We start from the raw sequence: 17,035 nt of genomic DNA, 5'->3' as shown, positions 1-17,035 counted from the left end.
GCAAGGTGTTGAAAGCCTTCAATGCTGTCAGATCAGAAAAGCTCACCGGACCCTGCTGACTGCAGCCGGAATGCCTGTTTCATTATGCGCGCCTCTTCTGCCGGGCTACGGCCAAACAGGCGCTTAAATTCGCGGCTGAACTGTGAATCACTCTCGTAGCCTGTGCGTGCCGCCGCTCCGGCAGCCGTCATGTTCTGCTGGATCAGCATCAGTCGGGCGCGATGTAAGCGCAGGGATTTAAGATATTGAATAGGTGAAGTGTGCGTAACGGTTTTGAAATGCAGGTGAAAGCGCGGCACGCTCATCCCCGCCTCCCGGGCAAGTTGCGTGACGTTTATGGGCTGCTGCCAGTTGTCATGAAGTTGCTGCAGGGCGCGGGCAATGCGGCCAAAATGGCCCTGATAAGCCAGCGCCGCGCGTACAGCAGCACCCTGCTGCCCCATCAGGATACGAAAGCAGATCTCTTCCACACGGCCCGGCCCCAGTATCCGGGCTTCGAGTGGATCCCGTAATACCTGAAGCAGCGCCAGCGTGCTCTGTAACAGTGCGCTATCCAGCGGCGTAGAGATAATCGCGGCGGCTGCCTTTTCTTCACCCGCGGGCTTTTCCGGCACCTGCGCAATGAGTTTCGCCAGGACATTTACGTCAAAACGAATAGCCAGACCCAGTAGCGGTTCAGCAGACGTTGCTTCCGTTTCCGCTGAGAAAGGCAAAGGCACCGATAACACCAGATAGTGTTGGGCATCATAGCGATAGACGTTATCCGCCAGAAAGGCACGCTTGGCTCCCTGACAAATAATGATGATGCCCGGTTCATAGAGCACCGGTGTGCGGGCCCACTGCTGATTAGCGCGCATAAATAACACGCTATCCAGCAGAGAGGTTGTATATCCCTCCTGTCGCGCCAGCTGGTTCAGCAAGGTGCAAATTTGCTGCTGCACGTCATTCATCACACGTTCTCCCGGATAGTTAAGACTCAGCATCGTCATGAGACGCAGCGCCCGCCCCTCACGCGAGAGGATTGGGCAAAGATGCGCCGTGAATAGGTCTGTTGACGGTTGCGGTATTTTCCAACAATAGCAGGGCGACTTTACATGAGGAAAAAAAGATGACTGATGCAAAAGCGAAAGTAATTATCCTGACCGGTGCGAGCAGCGGGATTGGGGAAGCCATCGCCCGCTACCTGGCCAGACAGGGTCACAGGCTGATCCTGGGGGCTCGTCGGGCTACACGGCTGGCATCGTTGTGTGATGAGCTGCAGCAGCAGGGTGCCCGGATAGAGTACCTGACCACAGATGTGACACAGCGTGCGGACACTCAGGCATTAGCGCGTCTGGCCCTGGAAAAATATGGGCGGATCGATGTCATGATCAACAATGCAGGCGTAATGCCACTCTCTCCCATGCGTTCCCTGAAAGTTGAGGAGTGGGACCAGATGCTGGATGTCAATGTACGCGGCGTGCTGTACGGCATTGCTGCGGTTCTGCCGGCTATGGAACAGCAGCAGGCAGGGCATATTATCAATATCGCCTCCATTGGTGCGCTTACGGTATCACCCACCGCGGCGGTTTACTGCGCCACGAAATTTGCGGTGCGCGCGGTGTCTGAAGGGCTGCGGCAGGAGTCACCCGCTCTGCGCGTCACCGTTATTAATCCGGGCGTCGTGGAGTCTGAGCTGGCTGACAGCATCACTGATGAAGTGGCACAGGAAGCGATGCGCAGCTTTCGGGCTATTGCCCTTAAACCGGAATCGATAGCGCAGGCGGTCGGTTGGGCGATCGACCAGCCTGGCGAAGTTGATGTCAGTGAAATCACGCTGCGCCCTACTGCCAGCCCGTTTTAAGCCATAAAAATCCTGGCGATTTCAGGCTGAAATTTCAGGTATCCGCGCGCGGGCGCCGTTACAGCCAGCCCGCGCGTTTCAGTCGCCACCACATAATACAGCAGATAAGCAGCGTTGATCCCAGCGCAACCGGATAACCAAAATGACTGTGCAGCTCCGGCATATCGGAGAAGTTCATGCCATACATACTGAACACTATGGTCGGCACAATCAAAATGGCACCCCAGCCAGCCAGCTTTTTATTCACTTCACTCTGCTGTACAGAAACCAGCGCCAGATTGACCTGCATAGCACTGGCCAGCGTTTCGCGCATATCTTCTGCATCAATCATGACGTGATGCGCATGATCCTGCACATCGCGCAGGTAGGCTCGCAGATTCTTTGGAATAATATCTTCATGAAAGCGAACCAGCTGCGGGCAGATTTCAGTGACCGGCATCGCGGCATTGCGCAGCGCCAGCAGCTGACGTCGCAGATGATAAACCTGCTCCAGCGCGTGGTTATCAAAGCGCGTGGAGAACATGTTATCTTCGAGATTACCGATGCGCTCGCTGAGCGTTTGCGTAATTTTACTGTAGTTGTCCACGATAAAATCGAGAATACAGTAGAGCGCATAGCCTGGCCCCTGGCACAGCATGGCATGATTCTTTTCCGCTTTTTCCCGGATAGCAGCATATCCTTCGCGCGAACCGTGGCGTACAGTGATGAGAAAATTTTTGCCCAGGAAGAAGTGCGTCTCGCCAAATGTGATGTGCTGCTGCGCCTGCATATACGCTGTCTTAACCACAATGAATACGGATTTGCCATACTGTTCAATCTTGGGACGCTGATGCGCCAGCAGAGCATCCTCAATCGCCAGCTCGTGCAGTCCGAACTCTTCCTGCAGTTTTTGCATGAATGCAGGTTCGGGCTGATACAGCCCAAGCCAGACGAACGATTTATCTTCTTTCAGGATATCGCTGATCTCTGCAACATTGACATGCTCTTCCCGCTCGCCATGACGGTACACCACGCAGTTGACGATCTCATCGGCGTGATTGCTGTTTTGCTCCTGGTTTTCCATCTTTGCCTCAATCCTGCTCTGGCTTACTCTGCCGCTCTGTGACAAGGGTTCGGGAGCGACGCTTTATAGTGTTAAGGTAGCAAAAGTCGTGAAGAGCGGATATTGCCAGCCAGAGAAATCGTTACGATACGCCCAGATAGCGCAGTAATCCTGTCATTACTGCAGCACCGACTATGACCAGAATCAGCGGCGCACGTCGCCACGCCAGAAAAACGGCAAACAGTACGCCTGCTACCCGGGCGATACCGGCAAAATGTGTTCCTTCAAACAGGGCAGTTGTTACCGCCACCGCCAGCAGCAGCACCGTGGCAGCATCTGACAGCATATTGCGCGTTTTTTCTGACATCGGCAGCCGGCTGCCCAGGCGGTATCCGGCAAAACGAATAGCGTACGTTCCGACGGCCAGCAGTACGATACCCGCAATGACCAGACTATTGTCCATCTTTACGCTCCCGCCAGCTCAGCAGCCCAAGCAGTGAAAACAGCACCGGCATTCCTGCCGGCACAAAAGGCGTGACCGCCACCGAGAGCGCTGTCCCCGCCAGCGCCGGAATGCGTGTTCGCCGCTTGCGCAGCGCCGGAAAAATCAGCGCAATCAAAATTGCCGGGAAAACGGCATCCAGTCCGATTGCGGAAACATCAGGAATAAAGCGGCCAATCAAGGCGCCGCCGATAACGGTGAGCGGCCAGACTGCAAAAATACCCAGCCCGCACAGCCAGTAGGCCACCCGGCGCTGCTGTAACGCTGGTTGAGAGATACCAAATACCACGCTTTCATCGTTCATGATGTGGCAGCCAAGCAGGCTGCGGGCTCCCTGACCCACCAGATCTTTTACCGCAATACCAAACGGCAGATGACGCGCATTGACCAGCAGCCCTGCCGCTGCGGCAGTGAGCGGGCTTCCTCCACCGGCCACAATGCCGATAAACAGAAACTCTGATGCCCCCGCCAGCACCAGGGTTGAGAGCGCTATCGGCACCCACAGCGGAAAGCCCTGCGCAGCCGCCAGTGAGCCATAGGAAAGGCCGACAATACCGTCAGCCAGACAGACCAGAACAATCGCTTTTATTACGCCGCGATCAAGCACGTTAATCCCTGCACGCATCACATATTGATCTCATATCGAACAATAAAGACAGTATAATGAACGCGCAGGAGATGTTTTACAAGATGAACAAACGTTCGATAAAACGAACAGGAGCCGCTGTGACACCACCGATTGATATTATTGCCGCCGGGCTGATCCGCGAGCGGCAGCGTGCCGGACTTTCACTGACCGAAGTGGCTCGCCGCGCAGGGGTGGCAAAATCAACGCTCTCTCAGCTGGAGGCGGGCAACGGCAATCCCAGCATTGAAACCCTCTGGGCGCTCTGTGTGGCGTTAAATATTCCCTTTGCTCGCCTGCTGGAGCCAGAGGTGCAACGCCTGCAGGTTATTCGTAAGGGTGAAGGGATGATTGTCTCTGCTGAACTGGCTGATTACCAGGCGGCCCTGCTGGCCAGCTGCCCGCCTGGCGGGCGACGCGATCTCTATCTGGTGACCAGTCAGCCAGGCGCGCCACGCGCTTCAAAGCCGCATCCGCCGGGTTCGGTTGAACACGTTATTATTGCCCGCGGACGTGCCCGCGTAGGGCCCAGCGATGCGCCGGTAGAGCTGAATCCGGGCGATTACATCTGCTATCCCGCTGATGAACCCCACGTGTTTGAAGCTCTGGAAGCTGACACCATGGCGGTGCAACTTTCCGAGCAGAACTGATTCTCACCTGAGCCTGACTAACTGTGTGAGCAACGTTCACTGTAATCAGTAAAGCGCGCCCGCAACAGGCGCGCTTAAAGGCGATTACCGGTTAACCAGTTTTGCCGGCAGAGCCAGCACCAGCAGACAGCTTAGCAATAAACAGGCAGCAAACAGCCACAACGCCCCGTCGCTGCTGCCGGTCATATCCAGCGCAATCCCCATAACGGAATTACTGACCAGGCCCGCGATATTGGCAATGGAGCAGGCGAGCGCAAAACCAGCGGCGGCGGCAGTACCGGTCAGGAAAGTCGCAGGCAGGCTGAAAAAAACCGGCACGGCACCAATGATCATCGCCTGTGCAATAGAAAACAGCAGCACCGTCACAGCCACATTGCTGCTCCAGAACGGGCTGCAGGCCATTGCGGCTGCACCGATGATAAAAGGGACAATGATATGCCAGCGGCGTTCACGCAGCCGATCTGAGCTGGCACCAATCAGCAGCATGCCAGCCAGTGCGGCCAGACTTGGTATCGCCGTGAGATACCCAATCGTGGTGAGATCGGTTGAGCCTGCTTTTTTCAGCAGCGTGGGTAACCAGAAGCCCATGGCGTAAGCGCTGAGCAGTATGGAAAAATCAATCCCGCCCAGCATCACCACCCGCAGATTAAGCAGGCCATCCCGTAACCGGTGTTTCGCTTCAGCCGCTTCGCCCGCATCATTGCGGAGCTCATCAGCAATGACCTGCTTTTCATGCGTGCTCAGCCAGGATGCCTGCACCGGGCCATCCGGCAGCATGCGCAGCGTCATCAGCCCCAGTAAGATGCTCGGCAGGCCCTCCAGCAGAAACAGCCACTGCCAGCCATGCAGCCCGTGCAGTGTGTCGAAGTGCGTCATGATCCAGCCAGAAAGCGGCCCGCCAATGATGCTGGAAAGTGGCAGTCCCAGCATAAACAGCGCAATAATGCGGCCACGCCGCCATGAGGGAAACCAGCGGGTCAGATAAAACAGCACGCCCGGCAGAAACCCTGCTTCTGCCACCCCCAGTAAAAAGCGGATCGTATAGAACTGGCCCGGCGTTTTCACCAGCAGGGTTAACGCGGAGAGCACTCCCCAGCTGATCATGATCCGCGCGATCCAGATCCGGGCGCCGGTGCGTTGCAGGAACAGGTTGCTCGGCACTTCAAACAGAATGTAACCCACAAAAAACAGCCCCGCCCCCAGGCCAAATGCTGTTTCGCTTAGCGTTAAGTCGCTTGCCATCTGCAGTTTGGCAAAGCCAATATTGATGCGATCAAGATAAGCTGCCAGATAACACAGGCAGAGAAAGGGGATCAGTTTTAACGTTATTTTTCGATAGATAGCGGCACTCTCCCGCCGCGACTGAATTACTGAAGGATCGGATACTGCGCTCATCACTCTCTCCGCATATCATGACTCTGAACAGGAACTGTCAACCGGGTTTATGTTACCCGATCGCATAAATATGACCGCGCGAGAGTAGCGGTAATTATCACCCTGCGCCACTATTTCCTGTGGGGGGCGAACGGAGTACCGGTAACGGGGAGATCGGCATCGCGGACAACGCCAGCGTGCGCCGGCAAACGTAACAGGCGGGCGGGATCAAGCAGCGAGCGGGCGCCGCTGTCCCCTTTTAACTGACCCATTGCCGGGCCATATTCTGCTGCAAAGCCGACCGGATGGCCGGGCTTGTCCTGCCAGCAAAGACGGACCTGGCAGGCGCCTTCAGAGAGCGCGCTGGCGATACGCTGATGATCGTCTGCAGTGACCCAGCCCATATCGCCAGGCTGGATCAGCCAGCCAGACCAGTGCGGAGTGGCGTGAACGGCAGCAGCAATAGTCTCACCGCTGCCTGCACTGCTGACACACAGCACCGGTATCGCCTGCGCCGCAGCCAGCGCCTGTATTGCGGTATATTCAGGTCGTGTTACCAGCAGAAGCGGCAGGCCGCTGCGCTGCGCTGCACGCAGCGTCATACTGAGCAGAGGATGAAGTGCACCGGTGTTGTCAGGACAGATGGCAAGCAGCTTGTTGCCCTTTCCTCCCGCCTGCTGAAAACGAGTTCCCCGCCCTGCTGCAAGGATAATAATGCCCGGACTCTTCATATTAGTGGCTGCCCGAAAATCGTGAGGCGCACAGTATTGCGCGCCTCAGGGCAGTTAGCGACGGCTTTTCCATACTGTCTGGATATTGCAGAACTCATGCACGCCAAAACTGGAAAGCTCACGGCCATAGCCACTCTTTTTTACGCCGCCAATTGCGACGCGCGGATCGGATGCGCCGTTACCGTTGATAAACACTGCTCCCGTTTCCAGGCGTTCTGCCAGCCAGCCGGTCACTGTTTCATTGCGGCTCCAGACCGTGGCACTCAGGCCAAAATCGCTGTTGTTAGCCAGGGCAAGCGCGTGTTCAGCATTACGTGCCGTGGTAATTGCCGCTACCGGGCCAAAAATTTCCTGCTGAAAAGCTGTCATCTCCGGCGTGACGTCAGCCAGAATGGTAGGGGCATAGTAATTCCCTTCACCATCAATTTTATGGCCACCCTGTACCAGGCGGGCGCCCTCTTTAAGCGTTTGCTGCACCTGTGCATCCAGCTCATCGCGCAGATCGTAACGTGCCATCGGACCGATAAAGGTCTGCTCATCAAGCGGATCGCCTATCTTCAGCGCGGCTACAGCCTGGCTGAAGCGTGCTTCAAACTCAGCCGCGATACTCTCTTCGATAATAAAGCGCTTCGCTGCCATGCAGACCTGTCCGGTATTCTGATAACGGCCGATAACGGCTGAAGCGACGGCAGCGTCAAGATCGGCGTCGGCCAGTACAATGAAGGGATCGGCCCCTCCCAGCTCCAGCACTGTTTTCTTAAGTACTGCGCCGGCCTGTGCTGCGATAGCGGCGCCTGCGCGTACGCTCCCGGTGACTGCAACGGCGGCAACGCGCGGATCGTTTATCGCCGCAGAAACGCCTTCATTGTCCGTATTAATAACGGTGAAAGCACCGTGCGGCAGCTCTGTTGCCTCAAACAGTTCAGCCATCAGATAAGCTGACCCCATTACGCTCGGTGCATGTTTTAACAGATAAGTATTGCCGGCAAGAAGCATGCTGACAGCGCCACGAAGAACCTGCCAGTAAGGAAAATTCCACGGCATAACAGCCAGTATGACGCCCAGGGGTCTGAATGACTGCCACGCCTGCTCACCTTCTACCGGAGCCGGTTTGTCGGCAATCATGGCCGGACCATTTTCAGCATACCAGTCACATAAGCTGGCACATTTCAGCACTTCTGCCCGTGCCTGAGCGATCGGTTTTCCCATCTCCTGTGTGGCCATGGTTGCCAGCTCATCCTGACGCTGACGCAGCTGTTCACCCAACTGGCGCAGTACCTTTACACGCTGTTCAATCGGTGTATTACGCCACAGCTCAGCAGCCTTAGCACTCTGTGCAAGGGAGTGATCAAGTTCCCCGGGGGTCTGAAGCGGATATGTTGCGAGAATGGCACCCGTTGCAGGATTGCGTGAAATCACATGGTCAGTCATCAGAATTCCTCAGTACATTGCTGTTGATTATGTGTATCACGATACGCCCGATTACTATTGATATAAAATGAATAATATTGAGCAAGTTATTCTTTTATTGAAAGCAACTGCACAGAGACGATGTATTGCCGGATCCTGAGTTATCCACTTATACATAAACCAGATCCTAATAAGAGATCATAAAGAGATCAAAGATAGATCCTAAGAGATCCCCGATCGCCGCAGGCCGCGCCACACAAGGCTTCAAAGGGTGACGCTGTTCACTATAATCAGTAAAGCATTCACTGTAATCAGTGCTATATTCACTATACTCTGTGGAATGTTCACTATAATCAGTGCTAATGTTCACTGTAGTCAGAAAACGATCCCTTTCATCCACAAAATGAAGATCTCATGCCATGGCAGACAACGAGAGTAAAAACAAGGCGTTACTGGAACCTTTTCTGTCGGTGACAAAAAACAGCGGTGAAGTTATCCAGCTTCATCCTAACAAGAATAATACGGTTCAGCCTGTGGCACTGATGCGTCTGGGATTGTTTGTTCCTACTCTTAAATCCACTGCTCGTGGCAAATCAGGGGCTATGGCGTCTACTGATGCGACAAAAGAGCTGAAAAACCTGTCACTGGTGAAAGCCGAAGGATATGAAAAGATCACTATAACCGGCGCGAGGCTGGATATGGACAACGATTTTAAAACCTGGGCAGGTATTATTCAGTCTTTCTCACGCTATCCGACGAAAGGCGACACGGTTACGCTGCCTTTTATCGATTTTGTTAAGATGTGTGGTATTCCGTCAGCTAACTCTTCTGCAGCTTTGCGCAGGCGCCTGGATGCCTCTTTACGGCGCATTGCAACCAATACGCTCTCCTTTGAAGGCAACGGCAAGGCTTATCACACGCACCTTGTGCAATCTGCCTATTACGATCGGGAAAAGGATCTGGTTCGTATTCAGGCCGATCCGAAGCTGTTTGAGTTATATAACTTTGATCACAAAGTTCTGCTTCAGCTGCGGGCCATTTCGCGTCTGAAACGTAAAGAGTCTGCGCAGGCGCTTTATACCTATCTGGAAAGCCTTCCTGTTAATCCGGCGCCTATTTCGCTGGCGCGACTGCGTATGCGTCTTAATCTGGGTTCAAAGACCACCACGCAGAACCATGTGGTGCGTCGTGCCATGGAGCAGCTGAAAGAGATAGGCTATCTTGATTACTCTGAGGTTAAGCGCGGACGTTCGGTGTTTTTCATCATCCACAGCAGGACGCCCAAGCTGGATGGTATCGGAAATCTGGAGAGCATCGATGTGCTGGACGAGATAGATTTTGATGAATAGTGGTGGCATTCACTGTAATCAGTAAAACGTCTTCCCGCTGCTGCGCTGCGCCCGCCGTGCAGCGCTAATCAGTGTCTCAACTCTGCATTGTCCTCGCCTGTTCACTGTAGTCAGTAACGTTCACTATAAGCAGTAGATTTATGTTGATCTGGCTAAACAGCCGGTTACGTTTTGCGTTTGCTGCGGGCTATATTGATAGTAAGTACTAACATACATCATTGGGCAGCGTCTTTCGATCGCGGCTGCTGATTACAGTGAATGTCTAACCATACCCCCTGCCCTGCCCGCACCAGTGAAAAGAGTGCAATGCTGCTGTTCACTGTAATCAGTACGAGAGCAAGAACGGCTACGGTATCCAAACATAACAGGGCATAAAGCCCGGTATACTGCTGTCACGCAGGTCGCCCGGGGCGGATTCTGGCCAGTCTCCTGATTACAGTGAATGCTGATAGCAGAAGGATAGTGTGCCGTTACTGATTACAGTGAATAGTCACTCCTTTATGGCAAAACTGGCCGCCCGGCTACTGACTACAGTGAATGTGCTGACGGTATGCGGTTAAAGTGTCTCTGGTTTTACCGGAAGCGGCATCGCGTTCTCCCGATTACAGTGAACGTTTTTGCCTGAAGGATTAACTCGTCGGGATCGGCTGACTACAGTGAATGCTGAAGAAAAGGCTCTTCTCTTCCTGCAGTCAGCTACTGATTATAGTGAACATGCCGGATTATTCAGGCTCACTACGCTGACGCACAACGCTCTCCTCTCTTGCATACGGTATGCGAGGCAAACCGTTATCGGCTCTTTTACTGATTACAGTGAACGCCAGCATCGCCATTTACTGATTACAGTGAATGTTCAGGCGTGTGCTTCCCGCCCGGACTGGCTGCAGCCCTGCTTTTACTGATTACAGTGAACGCTATTGCCCGTACGGATAGCGGTTACTGATCACAGTGAATGCTATGAGCAACTCACTCTGTACCTATAATTGAGCAATCTGGTTTACAGGATAAGTAATTGCCTTATGTGCAGGATTTAAGTATAAAGTCATAAATCCTACATGTGTGGAGCAGGTATGGCTAATGATGAGAAGCAGATTCTGAAGGTTGCTCAACGTTCAGAACGAATGCTGATGAGTCTCACCGAACAGATTCAGGCGCAAAAAGAAGAACTCAAAGAAAACACGTTTTATCAGGTCTATGCGAAAGCCGCACTGGCCAAACTGCCTAAGCTGACGCGCGCCAGCGTTGATTACGCGGTCAATGAGATGGAAGAAAACGGCTATGTGTTTGATAAACGCGCTGCCGGCAGTTCCACCAAATACGCAATGTCGATTGAAAATATTGTCGATATCTACCATCACCGGGGCGTGCCTAAATATCGCGATCGTTACGCTGAAGCGTATACCCTCTTCGTAGGCAATCTGAAAGGCGGCGTCTCTAAAACGGTTTCAACCGTCTCCCTGGCGCATGCGTTGCGGGCCCATCCGCACCTGCTGTTTGAAGATTTACGCATTCTGGTCATCGATCTCGATCCGCAATCCTCTGCCACCATGTTTTTGAATCATGAACGTTCTGTTGGACTGGTTGAGGCTACCGCCGCGCAGGCGATGCTACAGAATGTCAGCGGAAAAGAGCTGAAAAGCGATTTTATCGTGCCTTCTATCATCCCGGGCGTAGATGTGCTGCCGGCCTCCATTGATGATGCGTTTATTGCTTCACGCTGGGAGGAGCTCTGTCACGAGCATCTGCCTGGTCAGAACGTGCACGCCGTGCTGTATCAAAACGTTGTAGCGAAGCTGAAAAAAGATTATGACTTTATTTTTATCGACAGTGGTCCGCATCTGGATGCCTTTCTCAAAAATGCGATTGCTGCCTCTGATTTGCTGATGACGCCCGTTCCCCCGGCACAGGTCGATTTTCATTCAACGCTCAAATATCTCACCCGACTGCCTGAGCTGGTCGGGATTATTGAAGCCTCAGGGGCTGAGTGCCGGCTGCAGGGCAATATTGGTTTTATGTCAAAGCTCTCCAATAAAGCCGATCATAAGATGTGCCACAGCCTGGCTAAAGAGATTTTCGGCGGTGATATGCTGGATGCCGCCCTGCCGCGGCTTGATGGGTTTGAGCGCTGTGGTGAGTCGTTTGATACGGTCATTTCAGCGAATCCTTCTACCTATGTAGGCAGCAGTGAGGCCCTGAAAAACGCCCGTTCAGCTGCGGAGGATTTTGCCAAAGCCGTATTTGACCGTATTGAATTTATTCGTTTGAACTGAGGTTAAGATGAGCGCAAAACGCATTACTATTGGCCGTACTTTCAGCCAGTCACCTCTGCAAAATGAAGATAAGGCTGCAGAACATACGCAAACGTTTGTGCTGAATACCGGCAAGCGTGCGTTGTTCTCACTTCAGCACGTTTCTGCCCGCGATGTGGAAACAAAGACATTTGTTGTGCAGGAGACGAATGGGCGTGACCAGTCGGGCCTGACGCCAGAATCTCTGCGTGACATTATTCGTACAATTAAACTGCAGCAGTTTTTTCCCGCTATTGGGGTAAAGCGCGGTGACCGTATCGAGGTGCTTGATGGATCGCGCCGTCGTGCAGCCGCACTTTTATGCAAAACGGGCCTGAGCATACTGGTGACTGATGAAGATATCTCTGCCGAAGAGGCGCGTCGTCTGGCTCAGGATATTCAGACCGCGCGTGAGCACAATCTGCGCGAAGTCGGCCTGCGTCTGCTTGCGTTAAAGCAGAGTGGTCTGTCGCAAAAAGAGATTGCTGAACAACAGGGGCTGTCACAAGCGAAAGTGACACGCGCTTTACAGGCAGCGAGCGTGCCAGCTGAACTGATTATGCTGTTTCCTAACCATGCTGAACTCGCCTATCCGGACTATAAGCTGCTGCTTCAGGCGTATGAAAAGCTGCAGGAGAAACAACAGAGCATAACAACGCTGGTTGAGACGATCAGTGCAGATATTGATGACGTTGCCTTTGAAGAGGGACTGGCTGAGGATGAAGTCAAGAATGCGATTCTACGTCTGGTGCGCAATGGCAGTAACGCCCTGCTTGAGGCGCCTGGAAAAGAGAAAATCGTCACGACGCCGCTCTGGAACTTTGCCGATAAAGATCGGTATGCCCGGAAAAAATCCAAAGGGCGAACCTTCAGTTATGAATTCAGTCGCCAGCCTAAAGAGCTCCAGGATGAACTGGACAAGGTGATCAGCAGCACGCTTGCTAAATACCTGGAGCAGTAACCATGCCGCCTGCGGGCGGCTTTTAACGTTCGCCACTGCAATTTCATGTCTAAGTCATTGTCCCGTCTGGAGTTATGCTAATAATTTCAGCCTGAAATCGCCACTGTTTCAGGTTATACGATAGTAAACTCTGCCAGCGCGCATTGCGGATTTACAGATTTATGAACCCTTCTCATCAATCAACGTCCTGATTCATTCTTCTGATCTCCCCTTTATGCGCAAGAAGGCAAACAGAGATACCGGAAGATGACGCATTCCGTTACAACCGCAGCCATACGTAACCTGCCTGAGCCTTCAGAGTTATGATAAATTAGATGATAATAATTACTATTCAGTAAAGAAGGGAGTTCAAATGAAAGTTCTGTGCGGCATGGTGTTGACTCTGGGTGTAGCAGTATCAGCGTCAGCCACCACCTATCCATTGACCATCACCGATTTGGATGGACAGCAACATACGTTTTCTAAAGAGCCCCGGCATATTATTTTACAGGATGGGCGTGATGTACTGACGCTTGCCCTGCTCGATCGTGACAATCCTTTTGAACGCGTTGTGGCCTGGAATAACCTGCCTAAAAAGCAGGACACGCAAACCTGGCAAATGCTGAAGGCACGCTGGCCGCAGGCGGAAAAAATTGTTGATATGGGATTCAACGATCAGGGACAGGTTAATCTTGAAAGCGTGCTGGCACAGCACCCTGATGTCATGATTGCACAGTTACGTGCAAAACCGGCGTTGATTCAGTCTGGCGTGATCAGGACGCTCGAAAACCTGCATATACCGGTTGTGTTTGTTGACTATGAACTCCATCCGGCACAGAACACGGCCAAAAGCGTCTCACTGCTTGGAGAGATCCTCAATCGTGAAGATGAAGCCCGTGACTATACAACCTTCTATCAGCAAAAAATGTCGGCCATCACAAACACTGTAAAAAGCGTTGAAACAAAACCGACCGTGTTTATTGAGCCCATTGCCGGTAACAGTGACAACTGCTGTTTTACGCACAGTCATAATGGCTGGGGCGGCCTGATTGAAGCAGTAGGGGGCAAAAACATTGGCTCTGCACTTTTACCGGGTAATTCAGGATTTGTCTCGCTGGAAAAAATCATCGCGATGAAGCCAGACGTCTATATCATGACTGGCTCAAAGCGGCCGAACAATAATGTCCTGCCGTTTGGCTACGATGTTAAGCCTCAGGACGTTACCGCGACCTTCCAGACGCTGACGCACCGTACCGGCGTGGCACAGATTGAACCGGTTAAGCAGGACCGGGTTTATGGCATCTATCACCATTTCTACAATCACCCCTGGAATATCATCGGCATGGAAATTCTGGCGAAGGATCTCTATCCACAACAGTTTGCAGCGCTTAATCCGGTAGCCGATTACCATCAGCTGGTTAAGACCTTTACGCATCTGCCTGATGATGCAATTACGCTAAGCTATCCTGATAATCACTGATTCAGTCCGGCGGCCGTAACGCGCCGCCGGCATCCTTTTCTGCCTGTCTCGCACTGCTGCATCACTCGTCTCATTCACTGTAATCAGTAAAGGGTGAAGGTACTCCACTTTGACCAGCGAGAAATCTCTGAAAGCAGTGAACATCGTCACTATTAACATTCTCATTAATCCATGTCGCGAGTAAGCTTATACTTTATGACAGGCCGGACGCGCTGACGACAGATTCAATACGGGAGAGAATAATGGCAGTTAAGATGATTGCAGTAGATATGGATGGCACCTTCCTTGATGACAACAAGCACTATAATCAGCAGCGTTTTGCCCGCCAGTATGCACTGCTTAAAGAGAAAGGGATCCGCTTTGTTGTGGCCAGCGGCAATCAGTATTATCAGCTGCAGCACTATTTTCCTGACATCAAGGATGAGATCGCTTTCGTCGCGGAAAACGGGGCCTGGGTTTCAGACTGCAATGAAGAGCTGTTTTGCGGAGAGCTGGCGCCTGAGCGGGTAGAGCAGATCCTCACTATTCTGGCAAAAGAGCCTGATATCAGCGTCGTGGTCTGCGGTCGTAACAGCGCCTATGTGCATACTTCGATGCCTGAACATATCGTCAATAAGCTCAGCAATCATTATCGCCGGCTGGAAAAGCGCGACGATCTGAGCAGCATCGATGACACCATATTTAAATTCTCACTGAATCTGGAGCATGAAGGTGTTGAGGCGCTGATGACGCGTTTGCATCACGAGCTGAGTGCAATTGAGAACATCATGCATCCGGTCTCCAGCGGATTTGGCTTTATTGATCTGATCATTCCGGGCTGTCATAAAGCGCATGGCATTGCAATGCTGCAGCAAAAGTGGGGCATTGATGATTGTGAAGTGCTGGCGATAGGCGACAGTGCAAACGATATAGAGATGTTGCGGCAGGCCTGCTACAGCTTTGCCATGGATAACGCCGCCCCGTCGGTTTCGGCAGTCGCACGTTATCGTACGCAGAATAATAATGAAGAGGGCGCGCTTAACGTCATTGCGCGCCTGCTGGCCCGGGAAGCGCCGTTTAACTAACTCTGTCAGACAGAGTCGCCGGCAGCGACTCTGTTACTCCTCTGACTCTGCGTTAAGCCGTGCTGCGTGCAGATTGGCTTCCATACTGTCCAGCGCGGCCTGGTTCTCAAGCCCCCACGCGTACATCTCCTCTACCGGTCGGGCAAAGGTCATTCCCAGCGGGGTAAGCCGGTAGTCGACTTTAGCTGGCGTAACCGCATATTCCCGTCGTTCAACCAGCCCGCGCTGTTCCAGCGCCTTTAGCGTCTGAAACAGCATTTTTTTCGATATGCCCTGCAGACTGCGCTGCAATTCGCCGGTTCTGGCACAGTGATCCGGCCAGTGATAAAGCGCATGCAGCACCATTGTGCTCCATTTGACAGAGAACAGTTCCAGCAGTCTGCGCGGGGGTGAATCCGCATAAAAGACCAGTTTACCCTCTTCCCAGGCTGGCATTACCTGACTCCTTATAAGGTCACCGTTTGGTGCCTACTGTTAATTTTTTTTCGCATTCACTATAGTCTGCCGCCTCTTAACTTATTAAGCCATCTTTGCCGGAGGCACAATGAAAATCAATGCACTGGTTGCGCATAATGCAACCGCTCCCCTGACATCTGACAATGTTGCTCTGCGTCCGTTACAACACCAGGATGTGAAAATCGAGGTGCTTTATTGCGGCGTTTGCCATTCTGATTTGCATATGGCGCGCAATGAATGGGGCGTCAGCCAGTATCCGCTGGTACCGGGCCATGAGATCGTTGGCCGGGTAATAGAGACCGGCAATGACGTCAGCAAATTCAGACCCGGCGATATGGTTGGCGTTGGCGTAATGGTCGATTCCTGCCGGACCTGTCATTTCTGCCAGCAGCATGAAGAGCAATACTGCGAAGCAGGTTTTACTGCGACCTATAACGGAACCGACAAATATACCGGCGGTACCACATGGGGAGGGTATGCTGAAAACGTAATTGTCGATCAACACTTCGTGGTCGCTGTTCCGCAAAACCTGTCACCAGCAGGCGTTGCACCGCTCCTTTGCGCTGGTGTTACGGTCTGGTCGCCATTGCGCCACTTTAACGTCAAAGCAGGAGACCGCGTGGGCGTGGTCGGGCTGGGCGGACTTGGACACATGGCGGTTAAGCTGGCCTGTGCAATGGGAGCAGATGTCACCCTGTTTACTACCTCTGCAGCCAAGCGCGACGACGCACTGCGTCTGGGGGCCAGTCGGGTAGTGGTATCACGGGATGCGGAGGAGATGGCGGCCTGTCAGACTTCACTGGATATCATTATCAATTGCGTGGCAGCGCCACACGATCTTAATCCTTATCTCGCCACGCTGAAAACCAATGGACGCATGGTGCTGGTAGGCATTCCGGATCGGCCTCATACCTCACCTGATATAACGCCAATGGTTTTCCGCAGGCTGAGCATCACTGGCTCTTCGATAGGTAGCGTACAGGAAACGCAGGAAATGCTCGATTTTTGCGGTCAGCATAATATCGTGGCGGATATTGAGATCATTACAGGACGCGACATAGAACAGGCATTTGCGCGTATGCTGCGCGGCGATGTGCATTATCGTTTCGTCATTGATATGCAGGCGACTCAGTGGTAAGTCTATGATTAACGGCGATTTCAGCCTGAAATCGCCAACAGGTACTGTTCAGATAGCGTGGTAACCGCGCCATCTGAAAAAAAGAGCTTTCTTAAGCCAGGCTGTACTGGCGGCCTGAACACTGCAATGTTTATCGCACGTAT

16 protein-coding genes are annotated in these 17,035 nt (G+C 52.8%); 8 read left to right on the top strand and 8 right to left on the bottom strand.

The window, feature by feature from the left end; genetic code table 11:
* Positions 1–32: 32 nt before the first annotated feature.
* A complete protein-coding gene (locus tag SB719_RS04275; protein ID WP_292968954.1) occupies positions 33–989 on the bottom strand; it encodes an AraC family transcriptional regulator in 957 nt (318 codons plus the stop codon).
* A 119-nt stretch (positions 990–1,108) separates the two neighbouring features.
* Here SB719_RS04275 and SB719_RS04270 point away from each other — a divergent pair, with 119 nt between their 5' ends.
* Positions 1,109–1,843, top strand: coding sequence for an SDR family oxidoreductase (locus tag SB719_RS04270; RefSeq protein ID WP_412158931.1), 735 nt, complete (start codon positions 1,109–1,111; stop codon positions 1,841–1,843).
* Positions 1,844–1,901: 58 nt separating this feature from the next.
* Here SB719_RS04270 and corA read toward each other — a convergent pair whose 3' ends face one another.
* The 3 genes from corA to SB719_RS04255 all read right to left on the bottom strand — a co-directional run bounded on the left by corA (position 1,902) and on the right by SB719_RS04255 (position 4,012).
* Complete coding sequence (corA, locus tag SB719_RS04265) at positions 1,902–2,906, bottom strand: magnesium/cobalt transporter CorA (protein ID WP_304234411.1); 1,005 nt, start codon at positions 2,904–2,906, stop codon at positions 1,902–1,904.
* 121 nt (positions 2,907–3,027) lie between these two features.
* A complete protein-coding gene (locus SB719_RS04260; RefSeq protein WP_304234412.1) occupies positions 3,028–3,348 on the bottom strand; it encodes an AzlD domain-containing protein in 321 nt (106 codons plus the stop codon).
* Positions 3,338–4,012: an AzlC family ABC transporter permease gene (locus tag SB719_RS04255; protein ID WP_304234414.1), complete on the bottom strand. Its 675-nt coding sequence runs from the start codon at positions 4,010–4,012 to the stop codon at positions 3,338–3,340. Before SB719_RS04255 ends, SB719_RS04260 begins: the two co-directional genes overlap by 11 nt.
* Before the next feature lie 101 nt (positions 4,013–4,113).
* Between SB719_RS04255 and SB719_RS04250 the strand changes: the two genes are divergently transcribed.
* The gene (locus SB719_RS04250; RefSeq protein WP_065647557.1) at positions 4,114–4,662 is read left to right on the top strand and encodes a helix-turn-helix domain-containing protein; all 549 of its coding nucleotides are present in this window, start codon (positions 4,114–4,116) and stop codon (positions 4,660–4,662) included.
* An 84-nt stretch (positions 4,663–4,746) separates the two neighbouring features.
* Here the strand turns inward: SB719_RS04250 and SB719_RS04245 are convergent, their stop codons facing one another.
* From SB719_RS04245 to SB719_RS04235, 3 genes are all read right to left on the bottom strand, one after another.
* Positions 4,747–6,057: an MFS transporter gene (locus SB719_RS04245; protein WP_065647558.1), complete on the bottom strand. Its 1,311-nt coding sequence runs from the start codon at positions 6,055–6,057 to the stop codon at positions 4,747–4,749.
* A gap of 110 nt (positions 6,058–6,167) precedes the next feature.
* Positions 6,168–6,767, bottom strand: coding sequence for an NTP transferase domain-containing protein (locus SB719_RS04240; protein ID WP_412158930.1), 600 nt, complete (start codon positions 6,765–6,767; stop codon positions 6,168–6,170).
* 54 nt (positions 6,768–6,821) lie between these two features.
* Entirely contained in the window at positions 6,822–8,198 is a 1,377-nt protein-coding gene (locus tag SB719_RS04235; protein ID WP_412158929.1) for an aldehyde dehydrogenase family protein, read from the bottom strand.
* A gap of 398 nt (positions 8,199–8,596) precedes the next feature.
* Here SB719_RS04235 and SB719_RS04230 point away from each other — a divergent pair, with 398 nt between their 5' ends.
* From SB719_RS04230 to SB719_RS04210, 5 genes are all read left to right on the top strand, one after another.
* Positions 8,597–9,526, top strand: a complete 930-nt coding sequence (locus SB719_RS04230) for a RepB family plasmid replication initiator protein (protein ID WP_065647561.1) — start codon at positions 8,597–8,599, stop codon at positions 9,524–9,526.
* A gap of 1,070 nt (positions 9,527–10,596) precedes the next feature.
* On the top strand, positions 10,597–11,796 hold the full coding sequence (locus tag SB719_RS04225) for an AAA family ATPase (RefSeq protein WP_412158928.1): 1,200 nt from the start codon (positions 10,597–10,599) through the stop codon (positions 11,794–11,796).
* Positions 11,797–11,803: 7 nt separating this feature from the next.
* Positions 11,804–12,775, top strand: a complete 972-nt coding sequence (locus SB719_RS04220; RefSeq protein ID WP_412158927.1) for a ParB family protein — start codon at positions 11,804–11,806, stop codon at positions 12,773–12,775.
* Positions 12,776–13,127: 352 nt separating this feature from the next.
* Positions 13,128–14,234 carry an ABC transporter substrate-binding protein gene (locus SB719_RS04215; protein ID WP_304234424.1) on the top strand — a complete coding sequence of 369 codons (1,107 nt, stop codon included), beginning with the start codon at positions 13,128–13,130 and terminating at the stop codon, positions 14,232–14,234.
* Positions 14,235–14,476: 242 nt separating this feature from the next.
* The gene (locus SB719_RS04210; protein WP_293005440.1) at positions 14,477–15,298 is read left to right on the top strand and encodes a Cof-type HAD-IIB family hydrolase; all 822 of its coding nucleotides are present in this window, start codon (positions 14,477–14,479) and stop codon (positions 15,296–15,298) included.
* Positions 15,299–15,331: 33 nt separating this feature from the next.
* Here the strand turns inward: SB719_RS04210 and SB719_RS04205 are convergent, their stop codons facing one another.
* Positions 15,332–15,733, bottom strand: coding sequence for a winged helix-turn-helix transcriptional regulator (locus SB719_RS04205; RefSeq protein ID WP_293005438.1), 402 nt, complete (start codon positions 15,731–15,733; stop codon positions 15,332–15,334).
* 109 nt (positions 15,734–15,842) lie between these two features.
* Here SB719_RS04205 and SB719_RS04200 point away from each other — a divergent pair, with 109 nt between their 5' ends.
* Positions 15,843–16,892, top strand: a complete 1,050-nt coding sequence (locus tag SB719_RS04200; protein ID WP_412158926.1) for an NAD(P)-dependent alcohol dehydrogenase — start codon at positions 15,843–15,845, stop codon at positions 16,890–16,892.
* Positions 16,893–17,035 lie beyond the last annotated feature (143 nt).

It is taken from the genome of Pantoea sp. SIMBA_079 (assembly GCF_046940275.1).
In the GTDB taxonomy this organism is placed as follows: domain Bacteria; phylum Pseudomonadota; class Gammaproteobacteria; order Enterobacterales; family Enterobacteriaceae; genus Pantoea; species Pantoea borealis.
The sequence above is the reverse complement of the archived record's forward strand: the minus strand, read 5'-3'. Positions and strand labels throughout refer to the sequence as shown.